The organism is Oceanisphaera sediminis (assembly GCF_039539745.1).
Taxonomy (GTDB): Bacteria; Pseudomonadota; Gammaproteobacteria; order Enterobacterales; family Aeromonadaceae; genus Oceanimonas; species Oceanimonas sediminis.
On the sequence record NZ_BAABDS010000001.1, the window covers coordinates 93,725 to 109,998 of the forward strand.

Annotated in this window: 12 protein-coding genes; 9 read left to right on the forward strand and 3 right to left on the reverse strand. The window is 58.7% G+C overall.

Annotated features, from left to right (window positions below):
• The first annotated feature begins 25 nt into the window (after positions 1 to 25).
• Positions 26 to 2,827: an FAD-binding and (Fe-S)-binding domain-containing protein gene (locus ABD827_RS00380; RefSeq protein WP_344961315.1), complete on the forward strand. Its 2,802-nt coding sequence runs from the start codon at positions 26 to 28 to the stop codon at positions 2,825 to 2,827.
• Between the two features lie 569 nt (positions 2,828 to 3,396).
• Here ABD827_RS00380 and ABD827_RS00385 read toward each other — a convergent pair.
• Positions 3,397 to 5,214: an MOSC N-terminal beta barrel domain-containing protein gene (locus ABD827_RS00385; RefSeq protein ID WP_344961317.1), complete on the reverse strand. Its 1,818-nt coding sequence runs from the start codon at positions 5,212 to 5,214 to the stop codon at positions 3,397 to 3,399.
• A 97-nt stretch (positions 5,215 to 5,311) separates the two neighbouring features.
• Between ABD827_RS00385 and ABD827_RS00390 the strand changes: the two genes are divergently transcribed.
• Positions 5,312 to 5,662: a RidA family protein gene (locus ABD827_RS00390; protein ID WP_344961319.1), complete on the forward strand. Its 351-nt coding sequence runs from the start codon at positions 5,312 to 5,314 to the stop codon at positions 5,660 to 5,662.
• A gap of 95 nt (positions 5,663 to 5,757) precedes the next feature.
• On the opposite strand, the gene ABD827_RS00395 is transcribed toward ABD827_RS00390, so the two are convergent.
• Positions 5,758 to 8,262: a beta-glucosidase gene (locus ABD827_RS00395; RefSeq protein WP_344961321.1), complete on the reverse strand. Its 2,505-nt coding sequence runs from the start codon at positions 8,260 to 8,262 to the stop codon at positions 5,758 to 5,760.
• A 699-nt stretch (positions 8,263 to 8,961) separates the two neighbouring features.
• On the reverse strand, positions 8,962 to 10,314 hold the full coding sequence (gene gdhA / locus ABD827_RS00400; RefSeq protein WP_344961324.1) for an NADP-specific glutamate dehydrogenase: 1,353 nt from the start codon (positions 10,312 to 10,314) through the stop codon (positions 8,962 to 8,964).
• A 223-nt stretch (positions 10,315 to 10,537) separates the two neighbouring features.
• Between gdhA and gspE the strand changes: the two genes are divergently transcribed.
• From gspE to ABD827_RS00435, 7 genes are read left to right on the forward strand one after another with little or no spacing between them, the layout of a single operon-like run.
• The gene (gene gspE, locus ABD827_RS00405) at positions 10,538 to 12,253 is read left to right on the forward strand and encodes a type II secretion system ATPase GspE (RefSeq protein WP_344961327.1); all 1,716 of its coding nucleotides are present in this window, start codon (positions 10,538 to 10,540) and stop codon (positions 12,251 to 12,253) included.
• 1 nt (position 12,254) lies between these two features.
• Positions 12,255 to 13,460, forward strand: a complete 1,206-nt coding sequence (locus tag ABD827_RS00410; RefSeq protein WP_344961329.1) for a type II secretion system F family protein — start codon at positions 12,255 to 12,257, stop codon at positions 13,458 to 13,460.
• Between the two features lie 10 nt (positions 13,461 to 13,470).
• The gene (gene gspG, locus ABD827_RS00415; RefSeq protein WP_344961332.1) at positions 13,471 to 13,899 is read left to right on the forward strand and encodes a type II secretion system major pseudopilin GspG; all 429 of its coding nucleotides are present in this window, start codon (positions 13,471 to 13,473) and stop codon (positions 13,897 to 13,899) included.
• Complete coding sequence (locus tag ABD827_RS00420; RefSeq protein WP_344961335.1) at positions 13,868 to 14,326, forward strand: GspH/FimT family pseudopilin; 459 nt, start codon at positions 13,868 to 13,870, stop codon at positions 14,324 to 14,326. Before gspG ends, ABD827_RS00420 begins: the two co-directional genes overlap by 32 nt.
• Positions 14,319 to 14,720: a type IV pilus modification PilV family protein gene (locus ABD827_RS00425; RefSeq protein ID WP_344961337.1), complete on the forward strand. Its 402-nt coding sequence runs from the start codon at positions 14,319 to 14,321 to the stop codon at positions 14,718 to 14,720. The genes ABD827_RS00420 and ABD827_RS00425 overlap by 8 nt, the downstream gene beginning before the upstream one ends.
• Positions 14,717 to 15,382, forward strand: coding sequence for a prepilin-type N-terminal cleavage/methylation domain-containing protein (locus tag ABD827_RS00430; RefSeq protein ID WP_344961339.1), 666 nt, complete (start codon positions 14,717 to 14,719; stop codon positions 15,380 to 15,382). Before ABD827_RS00425 ends, ABD827_RS00430 begins: the two co-directional genes overlap by 4 nt.
• Positions 15,372 to 16,274 carry a type II secretion system minor pseudopilin gene (locus ABD827_RS00435; RefSeq protein WP_344961341.1) on the forward strand — a complete coding sequence of 301 codons (903 nt, stop codon included), beginning with the start codon at positions 15,372 to 15,374 and terminating at the stop codon, positions 16,272 to 16,274. The genes ABD827_RS00430 and ABD827_RS00435 overlap by 11 nt, the downstream gene beginning before the upstream one ends.

A 16,274-nucleotide genomic window follows, 5' to 3' on the forward strand; every position in this document is an offset into this window, starting at 1 on the left:
TAGTTCTGATGTTAGAGGACCTTTGATGGAACATCGTTACCGCCTGCTGCTTGATGCCCTGGCCCAGTTTCTGCCCGCCGAGCGAATCATTACCGACAGCTCCCTTTGCCTGGCCTACGGTACCGACGCCAGCTTTTACCGCCTGTTACCCAGGATGGTGCTGCGCCTGAGCAGCCTGGAAGAAGTGGTGCGGGTGTTGCAGCAGTGTGGCGAGTACCAGATTCACTGCACCTTTCGCGCCGCCGGCACCAGCCTGTCGGGTCAGGCGGTGTCCGACTCGGTACTGATCGCCCTCACCGACGACTGGCGCCATCATCAGGTACTGGATGACGGCCATAAAATAGCCCTGCAACCCGGCGTGATCGGGGCCGATGCCAACAAATATCTGGCCCCCTTCGGCCGCAAGATAGGTCCCGATCCGGCCTCCATCAACAGCTGCAAGATCGGCGGCATCGCCGCCAACAACGCCTCCGGCATGTGCTGCGGCACCGCCCAGAATTCCTACCGCACCCTGGATGGACTGAGCCTGGTGCTGGCCGATGGCACCACTCTCGATACCCGGGATCAACACAGCCGGGCCCGCTTTGCCGAGCAACAGCCGGCGCTGCTGGCCGGGCTGCGGCAACTGGCCGAAGAAACCAGGGCCAACCCCGAACTGGCCGAACGTATTCGTCACAAGTACCGGCTCAAGAACACCACCGGCTACAGCCTCAACGCGCTGGTGGACTTCGAAGACCCTTTCGACATCCTGGCCCACCTGATGATTGGCTCGGAAGGCACCCTCGGCTTTATCGCCGAGGTCAGTTACCACACTGTGCCCGACCATCCGTTCAAGGCATCCTGCCTGCTGGTGTATCCGGATATCGAAACCACCTGCCTGGCGGTGACCGAGCTGGCCCATACCTCGGTGGCGGCGGTGGAACTGATGGACGGCCGGGCATTGCGATCCATCGCCGACAAGGCCGACATGCCCGACTTTGTCAAAGATCTGGATCTGGAAGCGGCCGCCCTGCTGATTGAAGTGCATGGCGAAAACGAAGCCCAACTGCTGGCTCAGTGCGAACAGGCGATGACGACGGTGGCCGGATTCGAGCGATGTAACGAAGTCCCCTTCACCCAGAACAAGAGAGTCTGTGCCAGCCTGTGGGCCATGCGCAAGGGCATGTTTCCGGCGGTGGGTGCGGTGCGTGAAACCGGCACTACGGTGATCATCGAAGATGTGGCGTTTCACGTGGAACAACTGGCACCGGCCGTACGCAGGTTGACCGAGCTGTTCGACCGCTTCGGCTACGATGAGGCCATCATCTTCGGCCATGCCCTGGCCGGCAACCTGCATTTCGTGTTCACCCAGGGCTTCGAGTCACAAGAAGAACTGGACCGCTACGGCGGCTTCATGGACGCCGTGGCCCAACTGGTGGCGGTGGAATATAAGGGCTCACTCAAGGCCGAACACGGCACCGGCCGCAACATGGCTCCCTATGTGGAGCTGGAATGGGGTAAGGAAGGTTACGCGCTGATGCAACGTATCAAGGCGCTACTGGATCCCAGGGGTATCCTCAATCCGGGCGTGATCCTCAACCAGGACCCGGAGGCCCACCTGAAAAACCTCAAGCCCCTGCCCGCCGCCGACGATATCGTCGACAAGTGTATCGAATGCGGCTTCTGCGAGGCGGTATGTCCGTCCCGGGATCTGAGTCTCACCCCGCGCCAGCGCATCGTGCTCTATCGTGAGCTGCAACGACGGCAAGCAACCGGTGACACCGTCGATGATTCGCTACAGCGAGTGTTCGACTATCAGGGAGTGGACACCTGTGCCGCCACCGGCCTCTGCGAACAACGCTGCCCGGTGGGCATCAATACCGGCAACCTGGTGCGCAAGCTGCGTACCGCCCGCTACCGAAAATTCGAATCCATCGCCCGCTGGAGTGCCGATCACTTCACCACCACCACCAAGGCGGTGGCCATCGGCCTGAACAGCGCCGATCTGGGCCGCAGGCTGCTGGGAAATGGCACCATGACCACCCTGAACCGGGGTTTGCGCAAACTGAGTCATGACAAGGTGCCGCTGTGGCTGCCGGAAACGCCGGCCGCCAATCGGCATCGACCACAGGCTTCGGATCGGGGGCGGCCCAAGGTGGTGTATTTCCCCTCCTGCGCCAGTCGCACCCTGGGCCAGTCACCGGATGCCCGTGACCGCCGGTCACTGACCGAAGTCACTCAGGCGATACTGGAAAAAGCCGGCTTCGATGTCGTTCTACCCCGTGATCTCAACAACCTGTGTTGTGGCATGCCTTATCAGAGCAAGGGCATGAGCGGGCTGGCCAACGACAAGACGCGCGAGCTGGAGGCGAGCCTGTGGCAGGTCTCGGAGCAGGGCCGCTGGCCGGTGCTGATGGACACCAGCCCCTGCGCCAAACTCGGCCAGGATGGCTTTACCCTGCCGCTCACCGTCTATGAGCCGGTGGCCTTTGTGCTGGAGCAGGCTCTGGAACGTCTGGAGCTGCAGCCGGTGAACGAGACGGTGATGCTGCACATCACCTGCAGCAGCCGACGCATGGGGCTGGCCGACAGAATGCTGGAGCTGGCCCGGCGTTGCGCCACCCAGGTGGTAGTACCGGAGCATATCGAGTGCTGCGGTTTTGCCGGCGACAAGGGCTTTACCCTGCCCGAGCTGAACGCCACCGCCTTGAAGCCGTTAAAAGCCCAGATACCGGCCGACTGCACCCGTGGGGTCAGCAACAGCCGCACCTGCGAACTGGGTCTCAGCCACCACAGCGGCATCAACTACGAGTCCATCCTCTACCTGGTGGATGAAGCCAGCCGGTAATGATGATACCAATCCCACTAAACAAATGATCTATTTCATTTTTGTATAAAAGTCGAACAAAGGGCCCGCTCCCCCGACTCGCCGTGGGACGTGACACTCACTGCTTTAGCCTACTGCGAACATTCACTGGATGTTCGCAGTAGGCTAAAGCACTTCGTCACGGCAGCAAGCTGCCCCCTCTAGGCTCAGCCGCGCCATCCGTGGCGCGGCCGGGAAATGCTCCTGCCGTCCAGGCATTCCCGCCATCCATGGCGGTCAGATGGTCGGCTGAGCAGATCCCTTTGTCCTCCTAGATGCAGCAGAGTCACCTGTTGGTGCTGCCTTCGGGCAACTCGGTGTTCAAGAAGAGGCAACAGAGAACGGCTCCCACGACCGTGAAATGTCATGGACGGCATTTCCGAGCCCCCACGGATGGGTTCATGGCGTGTCGTGGGAGGCGGCTGTGTTGCCTCTAATCTGAGGCCTTAATATGATCAGATCATTACTGGAATTGGTATCACACCAAATTGGCAGGCCTGGGGTTTTCCCCTCACTCCTCACGCTTTCCCTCACTCCTCACACCTTACGCCTCACAACAAGGTCACATCCGATAGCGGCACACAGCAGCAGGTGAGGATCACCCCGGCCTTGCGCTCCGCCGCCGATAACGCCGGCGCCTCGGGCTGATCCACCTCGCCGGACTTGAGGGTCTGCTTGCAACTGCCGCAGATACCGGCCCGACAGGACCAGGGCAAGTTTATGCCCTGACCTTCCGCCTGGGTCAGCAGGCTCTGTTGGTTATTACCGACGAACTCGAGTTCACCGATACGAATCTGCACAGGATGTGTTTCACGTGAAACAGTCTCGTGTTGCGGACCGGCGAAATACTCCTGCTGCACCTTGCCAGGCGACACGCCCAGCGCCAGCAGCCAACTGTGTGCCTGTTGCATGAAACCCGCCGGGCCGCAGAGATATACTCGGCGTTGCTGCAAGACGGAGATATCCGCCAGCTGGGCCAGGGTAAGACGACCGCCCTCGCCCCGCGCTGGCCGGGTCAGCACGAATTCCACCGTCAGCCCCGAATGCTCGGCAGCCAGCTGTTCCAGCTCGGTACGGGCCGGTATATCCGCCTCGGTGCGACACAGATGCAGGAAGTGTACATCGTCGAGTTGTCCTCGATCCGCCAGCGCCCGCAGCATCGACAACATGGGGGTGACGCCGGAACCGGCCGACAGCAGCAGATAACGTTTCGCCGGTTCAAGAATAAAGTCACCGGCCGGGGCATGTGCCAGCAAGGTGCAGCCTGGCTGCAGCTCCCTATCCGGCTGCAGCGCCTCGGCCAGCCAGTTCGATACTCGGCCGTCGGGCTGTCGTTTGACGCTGATGCCATAACGACCCGGGCGAGTCGGGCTTGAACTCAGGGTGTAATAGCGTAAATGACGCTGCCCGTCGATATCCAGCGCCAGCGGTAAATGCTGACCCGGCCGGTAATCGGCCAACGGCTTGCCGTCCGCCGATTCCAGCCAGTAGGTGTCCAGGTTCCGAGCCAGAGATTCACGCGCTACACATCGCAATGGCCGACGCCGGGGCGCCGAATCCGAATAGATGGGGGCGCTGGCGTATTCCAGCACCTCCACCTCGTCACCCAGCCTAATCTGCCCCTCGTTAAGCGGCACCAGATTCTGTCCGAAATAAACTTCACCGTCCTCTCCCCGCCGGTAACGCAACAGCGTCGCCAGCGGCTCCTTCATCCGGTTGAAGTCTTCTGTGCCCGGCTCTATGGTGGTCATCACACAACGACTGCAGGGCTTGGCCACCAGAAACTCCACCTCACCGATGCGAATGCGCCGCCAGCCGTCTTCCTCGAAGGGTCGTGTTCCCCTCACCACCAGATTGGTGCGAAACCGGGACATCTCCATGCGGGCATCGGCGCGCAGGTTGAGATCGGTGAGCGAAGCTTCGGAGATCAACAACAGCGGATAGCCGTCGGCAAAACTGACCGCCGTACCCAGCTTGTCGCGATAGCGGCCGGATTGTTCACCCACCCAGAGTAACCGAACCTCCTGTTCCAGAACCTGGCTGAACCAGGCGTCGTATTCGGGATGAGTACTCCAGGCGATAAACTGATCATTCCACACAGCTGTGGTGATCGGTTGCAGCTCGAACTGCCGATGGCGCACGGCCAGCCGCTCCCCCCCATACTGCAAGTCCAGTCCCCCGGCCACCGGCATTACCTCGATAGACTGCAGGCGTGGGTGGGTCCGGGCGGTCACAAAGCTGCCATCGGGTTTTGCCAGCATATAACGGCGATCACCGGTGAGTCCCTCGCGGGAAACCCGGCTCTGTGCGACCGAGACCGCCGCTGCCGACTTGATCGGATAAAGATTCAGCCCCGTGATCACCGCCATATTATTTCACCTTTATTCTTAGTATCAGTTTACAAAAGCAGCCCAAAAGGTAAGGTTTGGTACATACTGCCACTTTCATCGTATTTACGGAGTAGAAATGACTATTGAACGTCAACAGGTTGGCCAGCGTATGAGCCGTATCGTCAAGCACAACGGTATCATCTATCTGTGCGGTCAGGTCTGCAAGGATGCCACCAAGGATATTACCGAGCAAACCATGACCATGCTGGACAAGGTGGATGAGCTGCTGCTGGAAGCCGGTTCCAGCCGCGAGCATATGCTGTCGGCCACCATCTATCTGAATACCATGGCCGATTTTTCCGCCATGAATGCGGTATGGGATGCCTGGGTACCACAAGGACACGCCCCGGCCCGCGCCTGCGTGGAAGCCGCCATGGCTCGCCCCGAGTTGCTGGTGGAAATTTCGGTGGTTGCCGTCGAGCGGTAAATATCACCAAACTGTCAGTCGTATCAAATACAGAGGCCTGCTTGTCATCAAGCAGGCCTCTTGCGTAATAGTCTCTCCTCAAATATCGGTTCGGCTTAGTCGCCTATTTCCGACGCCGAGTGTTTACCTAAAGATGGCAGGAACATGCCGATATGCTCCATGCCAGGCTGCTGATGAAGATGCTTTCCTATCGGCGGCACAGGCATCTTGATAGGTTTCGGTTTATGACTATGTTTGCCTGCTTTCGGGAACGCGATACCAATGCGGCCCACCAGCGGTGTCTCGGCGGAAGAACCACCTACCAGAACCTGATACCGGCCGCTGGCCGATTTCCAGTCACCATTTGCCCAGGTAGTCAGATCGTCCGGATCATCAGGTACAAAGTAGGAAAACGGATGATTGGAGGCACCGGCATCAATTTCTACCGCCACCCGACGGCTCTCACCGGGATCCAGAAAGACCTTTTCGAACCCCACCAAACGTTTGGACGGCTGTGCAGATCGCTTCGGCAGCTTCAAATAGACTTGAGAGGCTTCGGCCCCTGCCATCGCACCGGTATTGGTCACGGTATACTCCACCGTCAGCACCGGTATGAGACCCGTAAGCTTCAACATGGAAGAAGAGTGCTTTCCCCCCTTGTGTGGAGAGGGGGTAAATTCGCGCCGAAAGCGCTTGCTGAGCGTGAGATTGCTGTATTCGAAGTCGGTATAAGACAAGCCATGCCCGAAAGGAAACACGGGAGTGACACCGTTGGCCTCGTACCAGCGATAACCCATTTCCAGGTTTTCGGTGTAATTACTGATCAGCTGATTACTGCCATCACCAAAGACGCCGTCGTTCGGAAAGCCCTTCCCTCCCGGCAGACCGTTGTCTTCACGAACCCCGGGATACTGGGCCTCAGTCGCAAAGGCAGCTTCGCGATCGCTGGTAGGAAAGGTCACCGGCAGCTTGCCCGAAGGATTGAGCGCCCCGAACAGCAGATCGGCCATGATGTCGCCGTCTTCCTGACCGGGAAACCAGGCAGCAAACAGGGCGGGAACCTGGTCCAGCCAATCCATCAATATGCCGGACGCACTGTACAGTACCACCACGTTATTGGGGTTGGCTGCCGATACCTGCCGCACCAGCTCGTCCTGCGCAACCGTATCGCCATCACAGTCAGGTTCTTCTACCGGTGGCGGCGGCACTACGGCCCTGAGTAGCAAGCCGGAATCGGACGGCTCTTCAGGGTTTTCATCATCGTCATTGCCGATACACAAGGTCGGCAATATCAGACTGAGTAAATCTCTGGTTTCTCTCGGATTAGTACCCACCATCAACACGACGATGTCGGACTCCTGGGCCAGTGCCACCGCCGAATCGATATCGGCACCATTGTTATAGCTCACACTGGATACGTATTTCTCCAACCCGGTTTTCGGCGGTACGGTAAAGTAAGGCACCACAGTGGTAAGCCCCAGCCGGCTCAGGTTACGTGGCGGCATGGTGGCCCGGCCGGCAAACCAGGGATGGCCGATCAAGGCGATGGAGGGGTTGGTATCCGTATTCAACGGCAGCAAACCACCTTCGTTTTTCAGCAGAGTAATACCGCCTTCCGCCAGCGCCCTGGCCTTGGCGGCATTGGCGGTTAAATCCGGATCCGTAAAATTGTCGAAAGAATCATTAAACTGTTCGAACTCGGACATTTTCACATACCGGGGCCGCAGCGCGGCGTCGATATCCGCTTGGTCTATCTCGCCGGCGTCCAGCGCCGCCTTGATGTTTTCTTCGGAATAGAACAACGGATCCGAGTCCAGCTCGTAGCCTACCCCCGCAAGCATGGCCTTGACCGTGCTATGCATGGCGCGCCGGTCGCTTTCTACCCAGCCGTCAAAACCCCAACGTTCACGCAGGGTTTTGACCAGCACATCATGGCTGTCGCAGATGTAGTCGGTGTCGTTCAGATAGGGAAAGGCGCACATGATGGAAGCCGGTTTGGCATCACGCACCGCCATTTCAAAGGGCAGCAGGTACAGCTCGTGCAATGCCCGGCTGGGAATGCGAACCCCGGCAGTCCAGCGCTCGAAATCGTATTCATGCTCGTTGCCCAAAAAGTGCTTGGGCTGCGCCTGCACCCCCTGCGACTGAATACCCCGAATCTGGGCCGAGCCGATAATGCCCGCCAGATACGGATCCTCACCCGGATATTCCTGACCACGACCGGCATAGGGCGAACGGATCAGGTTCAACCCCGGCCCCAGCAGCACCTGGCTGGCAAAGGTGAAGGCTTCATTCCCCACCACTTCCCCCCAGCCGTAGACCAGCTCGGGATCAAAACTGGCGGCGGCAAGTGTCATGGAGGGACCCGCCGTTCTGACCGGCTCGGGCACGCAGGATCCACCGCGAATACCGTTACCGCTGTTTATCTCGCGAAAATTGGGAATACCCAGTTCGGGAATGCCGGTGATATGCCGACCCAGGGCGGAAAATCCGCAGGTGGTGAACTGGTCACCCTGACCAAGATAGGTGCCTTCGGGCAAGGCATCGGCGTCGGGCCGATTGGATATTTGCTGAATTTTCTGCTCAAGCGTCATCGACTTAAGCAGTTCATCGGCAAACATCTGGTGCGAGTCGGTTTCTTCAGGCCCGTTCCCCCCTTCATGGGGGTGAGTCCAGTTATGAGGCGGAGCCCATGCATGAGGCGGAGTCCACTTGTGAGCAGGAGCCCATTCATGAGGGTCAAGGTCGGTAGCCTCCGCAGCCCCCATGGACAATACCGCCGATGTCAGCACGGTAATTCCCACCCGTCGGCAGGATGCAACACTTGCAAGACGAATCATCACTATATCTCCCATCCATCAGGTATGGTGTCGGACAATTCCCTGTCAATGTTGAGAAAATAATTATTGGCTCGTTGGCTGGCGGCTGCGTTTTGCGCGGGTAATGGATAATATCGCAGTCACGGTATGAAGAATCTGATCGCTTTCCGAGCCGGTCAGCCACCCCGTCATCAGAAAACTGAAACATCAAATATTCGGCAAAGGGGATGCAATGTTCCGTGGCAACAGGCGACGACGGCCATAGCATCATGTGCCGCATCAGCCTGATGTTAACGAATTAGATTCAATTTAAAGAAGAATAGTATCTCAAAGTGAATTGGTCACTTTTTGCACAGAAAATGACCTGCGTATTCGGTGTGTTCAGACTTTGGCTTCAACTGATGGCAGGTGATCGGGCCCGATAAGGTGGTAACGAGTTCGCACAAAAAATAAAAGCCCGGTTCTACCGGGCCTTTAGACGTTGCTAAAGCGACTGCTCGCTTACACCACGCCTTGCTCAATCATGGCGTCGGCAACCTTGCGGAAACCGGCGATATTGGCACCCAGCACCAGGTTGTGGGGTTCGCCAAACTCGGTCGCGGTGTCGCTGGCACTCAGGAAGATGTTCTTCATGATTACCTTCAGCTTCTCATCCACTTCCTCGAAGCTCCAACGCTGCATGCTGGCATTCTGCGCCATTTCCAGCTGACTGGTGGCCACACCGCCGGCATTGGCGGCCTTGCCCGGTCCGTAATGGATTCTGGCATTCAGGAACACCTCTACCGCATCCTGGGTAGAAGGCATGTTGGCCCCTTCCGATACTCCGATACAGCCGTTGGCAACCAATGCCTTGGCATCGGTTTCACTCAGCTCGTTCTGGGTAGCACAGGGGAACGCCAGATCGGCAGGCAGGCGCCATACCGCGTTGCCGTCTGCCGGATAGTCGGCGATCGGAATAAAACGGGCATCCGGATGCGCGGTCAGGTATTCGTTCAGACGCACCTTGCGTACTTCCTTCAGCTCTTTCAGGGTATCCAGGTTAACACCGGCTTCATGATAGATGGTGCCGCTGGAGTCGGAGCAGCTCACCGGAACCGCACCCAGCTGATACAGCTTCTCGATGGTATAGATGGCCACGTTACCGGCGCCGGACACCAGGCAGCGCTTGCCGGCCAGGGTGTCGCCCTTGGCTTCCAGCATGTACTGGGCAAAGTAGACACAGCCGTAACCGGTCGCTTCCTTGCGCACCAGAGAACCGCCCCACAGCAGGCTCTTGCCGGTGAAGACGCCATCATAGCTGCCGGTCAGGCGCTTGTACTGGCCGAACATGTAGCCGATTTCACGGGCACCCACACCGATATCACCGGCGGGCACGTCGGTGGTCGGGCCGATGTGGCGGTACAGCTCGTTGATGAAGGACTGGCAGAAACGCATGATTTCGCCGTCGGACTTGCCCTTGGGATCGAAGTTGGCGCCGCCCTTGCCGCCGCCGATGGGCAGGCCGGTCAGGGCATTCTTGAAAATCTGCTCGAAGCCGAGAAACTTGATGATGCCAGCGTTGACGCTGGGGTGAAAGCGCAGACCGCCTTTATAGGGGCCCAGGGCCGAGTTGAACTCGATGCGATAACCCTTGTTGACCTGCACCTTGCCCTGATCATCAACCCAGGGAACACGGAACATGATCTGGCGCTCGGGCTCGATCATCCGCTCGATGATGGAGTGCAGCTGATATTTTTCGCTGGTTTCCAGGATAGGCTGCAGCGAGTCCAGCACCTCCTCCACTGCCTGATAGAACTCTGCCTGAGCCGGGCTGGTTTTCTTGAGCTTGGCAATGGTGTCATGAATATACGTCACTATGTCTTCCTTGTTGTTTTATGTAAAACTTTTCCGGGATACAAATTAAGACCCGACGCTATTGAAATATGGATAACCTGACCGGTCAATGCCCACAGAACAAATATATATATCCAAAAGCAGAATATTTATTCCTTTCTGGCGTTTATTTCGGCGCAATTCACCTGACCGGAGATCGCTTAAAGCAGTCTATGCTTGATTCGAGGTAGAGGGAGAAAACAAAATGGACACGAAAGAGTCTCTGTTGTCGACCGACGATACACGACTGGGGCAGGCCCTGATAAAGCAGGGACACCTCTCGGATAAGGAACTTTCCCGCCTGGAGCGAATGCGTCAGAGTCAGGCCGATGGAGGCTCATTGGCAACCCTGCTGCTCAATCTGGGCATGATGTCGGAACGAGAGCTGGCCATCACCATGGCAAATCTGACCGACCTGCCACTGACCGGCAATGAAGAATATCCGCTATCTCCTCCTCTCGACATCGAGCTGCCCTACCGCTTCCTGAAAGAACATCACCTGGTGCCATTGCGGCAGGAGGAAGATGAACTGGTGCTGGCCATGGTTGACCCCAGAGACGACTTTTCGGTAAGCGCCATGGCCATGATGTGCCAACAGCCGATACGGCTGCAGGTGGGAGTCAGTTCGGAAGTCACCGCCACCATAGAGCGACTCTACGGTGAAGGGCAGAGTAAAATGGGCGATATTCTCTCTGCGGTACAACAGGAGGAAGAAACTGAAGAAAGCATCGCCCAGCTCAAGGATATGGCCAGCGAGGCACCGGTGATCCGCCTGGTCAATCTAATCATCCAGAAGGCGGTGGATCTTCGCGCCTCCGACATCCATGTCGAGCCGTTCGAAAACCGGCTCAACATCCGCTACCGTATCGACGGCGTACTGCAACAGAGCGAAGCCCCGCCGGTGAACATGACCCCGGCCATTATCTCGCGCATCAAGATCATGGCCCGACTCAATATCGCCGAGCGACGCCTGCCGCAGGATGGCCGCATCGAGCTCAAGATACAGGGCATGGAGCTGGATATCCGGGTATCCACAGTCCCCACCATGCATGGCGAAAGCTTGGTCATGCGACTGCTCAACCGGGAAAGTGTCATTCTTGATTTCGATGCTCTGGGCTTTGCCAAACACACCAAACAACGCTTTCAGCAGGTGTTGAAGATCCCTCACGGCATGGTCATGGTCACCGGCCCCACCGGCAGCGGTAAAACCACCACTCTCTATACCGCCCTCAATCAGCTGAACACCACCGAGCTGAAACTGATCACGGTGGAAGACCCGGTGGAATATCAGCTGGAAGGGGTCAATCAGATCCACGTCAAGCCGGCTATCGGGCTGACCTTCGCCAGCGCCCTGCGTTCCATAGTGCGTCAGGATCCGGATGTCATCATGGTCGGGGAAATGCGCGATCTGGAAACCGCCCGTATCTGCGTGCAGTCGGCGCTCACCGGTCACCTTGTGCTGTCGACCCTGCACACCAACGATGCCGCCAGCAGCGTTACCCGACTGCTGGAAATGGGAGTAGAAGACTACCTGCTCACCTCCACCCTCAACGGGGTGATAGGACAGCGCCTGGTACGGGTGCTGTGTCCCCATTGCAAAGCAGGCTATCAACCCCTGCCGGAGCTGGTGCAAGAGTTGAAATTGACGCCACTCATCCCGGACGAACCCATCCGTCTGTATCGTCCGACAGGCTGCGCCCGGTGTGCCGGCACCGGCTATCACGGCCGACTGGCCATTCAGGAGCTGCTGACCATGAACGACGATATCCGCAAGCTGGTGCTGAGCCACGCCGACGCAGGGCAAATCCAGCAGGCCGCCATTCGTAATGGCATGCATACCATGTACGACGATGGCCTGCTCAAGGCTCAACAGGGAATCACCAATATCGAAGAGGTGATCCGGGTCACTCAGGAGGCCTGAGATGGCGCTGTATTATTTCAAGGCGGTCAGCCAGAACGGCGAGCCTCAGGAAGGCCGGCTCGAAGGCAGCGATCAACAGGCCATAGTACTGCAACTGCAGCAGCGCGGCCTGATCCCGCTCAGCGTAGAGCTGGATCATAGGCGCATCGGTCTGGGAAGAAACCGCCGTCGCACCAGCGAGCGCCGACTCCAGGCCATAACGCAGGATCTGGCCGCACTGATCAAGGCTGGCGTTCCGCTGGAACGCGCTCTGGGCATCATGATCGAGGTGCACGACCAGGCCGATGATGATGTGCGCCTGCTCGGCCAGATACGTGAAGGCATTCAGCGCGGCCAGCCACTGTCGGTCGTGCTGGCCGAGCAGGATGAAGGATTTTCTCCTTTTTATCTGAACATGATTCGGGCCTCCGAGATCTCCGGCAACCTGGAGCAGGGCCTGGCCGATCTGGCCGTTTATCTGGAGCGCAGCCGACAGCTCAAGGAAAAAGCCCTGTCGGCGCTGATTTACCCCATCATACTGGTGCTGGTATCGGCGGTGTCGCTGCTGATCATCCTCACCTATGTCATCCCCCAGTTTCAGCAGCTGTTCGCCGACATGGGTCAGACCATGCCCCTGTCCACCCGCATCGTGATCGGCAGCGCCGAATTCCTGCGCACCATGGGTCCCTGGTTATTACTGGCCCTGCTGCTGGCCCTGATTGCCGGACAACGCCTGCTTGCCCAGCCGAGCAAGCGTCTGGCCTGGGATCGCATGCTGCTACGTTTACCCCTGGCCGGAGAGCTGATCCGCCGGCTGGAGGTCGCTCGTTTCAGCCGCAGCCTGGGCACCCTGATGAAAGGCGGGGTACCCCTGCTCAATGCCCTGACTATTGCGCGCGATACCGTTAATAACCGCTTGCTGGCTCAGACCATCGGCGAGGCGGCCGGCAGCCTGAAAGAGGGCAAACGCCTGGCCGATCCACTGCAGGCCTCGGGCCAGTTTCCGCCGTTGGCGATACAGATGCTTCGGGTGGGTGAAGAAACCGGCCAGCTGGAGGCAATGCTGCTCAAGGTGGCCGACCGCTATGACCGGGAAGTAGAAAGCGCCATTCAACGGTTACTGACCATTCTTGAACCGGTGCTGATCGTCGGCCTGGGCGTGCTTATCGCCGGCATCATCATCTCCATTCTGGTTGCCATACTCAGTATCAACGAACTGCCCATATAGGGAGGTAAAGGTGCGTTACCAACATAAAACTTCACACTTCGGCTTCACCCTGCTCGAACTGCTGGTGGTGCTGGTCATCCTGGGTCTGCTTGCCAGCCTGGTCGGCCCTCAGGTTCTGCGCCAGCTCAGTGGTTCCAAAACCAAGACTGCCGCGCTGCAGATCAAGGAACTCGGTACGGCGCTGGACTTGTACCGGCTGGAAGTGGGCCGCTATCCCACCAGCAGCGAGGGCCTGTCGGCACTCATCAGCGCCCCGGCCAACGCCCGGGGCTGGAACGGCCCCTATCTGACCAAGAAAACGGTTCCTCAGGATCCCTGGGGCAACGACTACCAGTATCGCGCCCCCGGGCAACAGGGTGAATTCGATCTGTTCAGCCTGGGCGCAGACAACCAGCAAGGAGGAACCGGTGAGGATCAGGACGTGGTCAGCTGGGAGTAGTTGTCACCCGGGTGGCTTCACCCTGCTGGAGCTACTGGTGGTACTGACCCTGGCCAGCCTGATGCTGGCCGTGGCCATGCCCCGTTTCGCCGCCCTGCTGCCGGGCGCCGAGCTGAAAAGCTACAGCCGGCAAACCGCCGGCCTGCTCCGGCTGGCCCGCAGCCAGGCCATTGCCACCGGTGACGAGGTAAGAGTGGATCTCGATCCCGCTGCCCGCCACTCCCGAATGACCGGGCGGCAAAAAGTCTCCCTCTGGCCAGAGCGGATAACCGTGTCCTTCAATGGCCTTGCCGATAACAACGATATCGGCCCGGTGTTTTATCCGGATGGCAGCGCCAGTGGCGGTACCCTGCACATCGCAAGCAACGGTCGCCACTATCGCATCACGGTGAACTGGCTGACCGGCAGGATAAGCCTCCATGACTAGACAACACAGAACGAGACAACAAGGATTTTCACTGCTGGAAGTGCTGGTGGCCTTCACCATATTGACCATCACCCTGGGGGTGTTGCTCAATATCTTTTCGCTAGCCATTCGCACCACCCTGTCGGCTCAGCAGCAACAGAAAGCCATGCTGCTGGCGGAGTCTAAACTGACCGAACTGTATGCCGGTACCACACTGCAACCGGGCCGCGAGCAGGGCTGGTTTGACGACCACTACTGGTGGGAAACCCGAATCGAGGAATTCGATACTCGAGCGCTGATGGACAACCAGTCCATGCTGCTCCCCTATCGGCTGTCGGTAATAGTGGGATGGGGTCACCATGATCAGCAATATCGGCTCACCACACTGCGGCTGGTCAGGCTGGAAGCCAGATGAAACGGCAACCCGGCTTTACCCTGCTGGAACTGGTGGTATCACTGACTCTGCTGACCCTGCTCTCGGGGCTGATGTTCGGCGGCTTTCGCCTCGCCGGCAAGGCCTGGGAAACCGTTGGCGAGCGTAATGCCAACATCAGTGAGCAGGTACAGTTGCAACGTTTTTTACGTAACCTGCTGGAACAGGCAGAGGAACGCGAGGTACAGAATCAACGGCAGGCCCCGCTGCTGCCTTTTCAGGGTACCGAGCACTCCCTGATATTTTTGGCCCCACAGCCCCGGCGACTGAGCAGCTCCGCCGAGCCGGTCTGGTTTTATCTGGCGCTGGACCAGTCCGATCCCGAGCACCCTGTGCTCTCGCTAAAATCACAGCCACTGGTTGTTGAGACAGAGCCGCAAGACCAGACGCCGCCTCTCGACTGGTACCAACTGCTGGACGACTTTCGCCAACCGGAGCTGATCCCCCCCCTGCTGGAACTGGAAATCACTTCATTCAGCCTGCATTACCTGCCGGCAGAAGAACGTAACACCTCGGTTTGGCAACCAGAGTGGCTGGAGCAGAATCAACTGCCGGCCCTGATCCGCCTGCAGCTGGACCCGGACTGGCCACCGCTGGTGGTTGCCTCCCGCCAGCATCGTTACGAGATAAAGGATGAATATTGAACGAAACAGGGGCATAGCCCTGATCAGCGTGCTGTGGGTACTGACCCTGCTGACCCTGCTGGCCACCGGTCTGTCGCTGAACAGCCGAAGTCAGGCACGGCAGAGCAGTAATATCACCCATGCAGCCCAGGTTCGCCAGGCCGCCGAGGCAGGGGTACAGCTGGCACTTCTGATGCTGGCGCAACCATTGGATCAGCAAACCTGGCTGGCCGATGGCAACCCTTATCAGGTAAGGCTCGACGATATAGAGGTTCGGGTAGCCCTGTTCAACGAAAGCGGCCGTATCGACCTCAACGCCGCCGGCCCCGAGCTGCTCGACGGCCTGCTGGCCACCGCCGGGGTAGACGACGATCTGCGCGCCCGGCTGGTGGATGCCATCATGGACTGGCGCGACGGTGACAGTCTGCGCCGACTCAACGGCGCAGAGGCCGACGACTACCTGGCCGCCGGCCTGGATTACGGCCCGAGCAATACCCCCTTTCGGTCGGTGGGCGAAGTGCTGCGCGTGCTGGGCATGACCCCCGATATTTACCGGCGGATCAGGCACAGCCTGACCCTGCGCAATCCGCGTAACAGCATCAACCCTCGTTACGCCCCGCGCCAGGTACTGCTGGCGCTGCCGGGCAGCGATGAGCTCACCGTCGATCAGTTTATCGCCGACCGGCGCCGAAGCCATGAAACCGCCCAACCCTTACCCGCCATAGACATGTTCCCCCGCGCCTTGCTCTCTGGCGGCTCATCGGGGGTCAACTACACTGTTCATACAGAAGCCCGAATGAATACGGTTTATCGCTACCGGCTGACGGCCAGCCTGCGTAACCGTCGCGGCCGACCCATTCTGGAACAGATAACACAGGAGTTCATTCCGCTGTTCACCGAACCAGACGCTTAA

Excerpts from the sequence above, each read along its gene's own strand:
- ABD827_RS00435 (WP_344961341.1), top strand. The coding sequence starts at position 15,372 with ATGAATATTGAACGAAACAGGGGCATAGCCCTGATCAGCGTGCTGTGG.
- gspE (WP_344961327.1), top strand. The coding sequence starts at position 10,538 with ATGGACACGAAAGAGTCTCTGTTGTCGACCGACGATACACGACTGGGG.
- ABD827_RS00410 (WP_344961329.1), top strand. The coding sequence starts at position 12,255 with ATGGCGCTGTATTATTTCAAGGCGGTCAGCCAGAACGGCGAGCCTCAG.
- ABD827_RS00425 (WP_344961337.1), top strand. The coding sequence starts at position 14,319 with ATGACTAGACAACACAGAACGAGACAACAAGGATTTTCACTGCTGGAA.
- ABD827_RS00380 (WP_344961315.1), top strand. The coding sequence starts at position 26 with ATGGAACATCGTTACCGCCTGCTGCTTGATGCCCTGGCCCAGTTTCTG.
- ABD827_RS00390 (WP_344961319.1), top strand. The coding sequence starts at position 5,312 with ATGACTATTGAACGTCAACAGGTTGGCCAGCGTATGAGCCGTATCGTC.
- ABD827_RS00395 (WP_344961321.1), bottom strand. The coding sequence starts at position 8,262 with ATGTTTGCCGATGAACTGCTTAAGTCGATGACGCTTGAGCAGAAAATT.
- ABD827_RS00430 (WP_344961339.1), top strand. The coding sequence starts at position 14,717 with ATGAAACGGCAACCCGGCTTTACCCTGCTGGAACTGGTGGTATCACTG.
- ABD827_RS00385 (WP_344961317.1), bottom strand. The coding sequence starts at position 5,214 with ATGGCGGTGATCACGGGGCTGAATCTTTATCCGATCAAGTCGGCAGCG.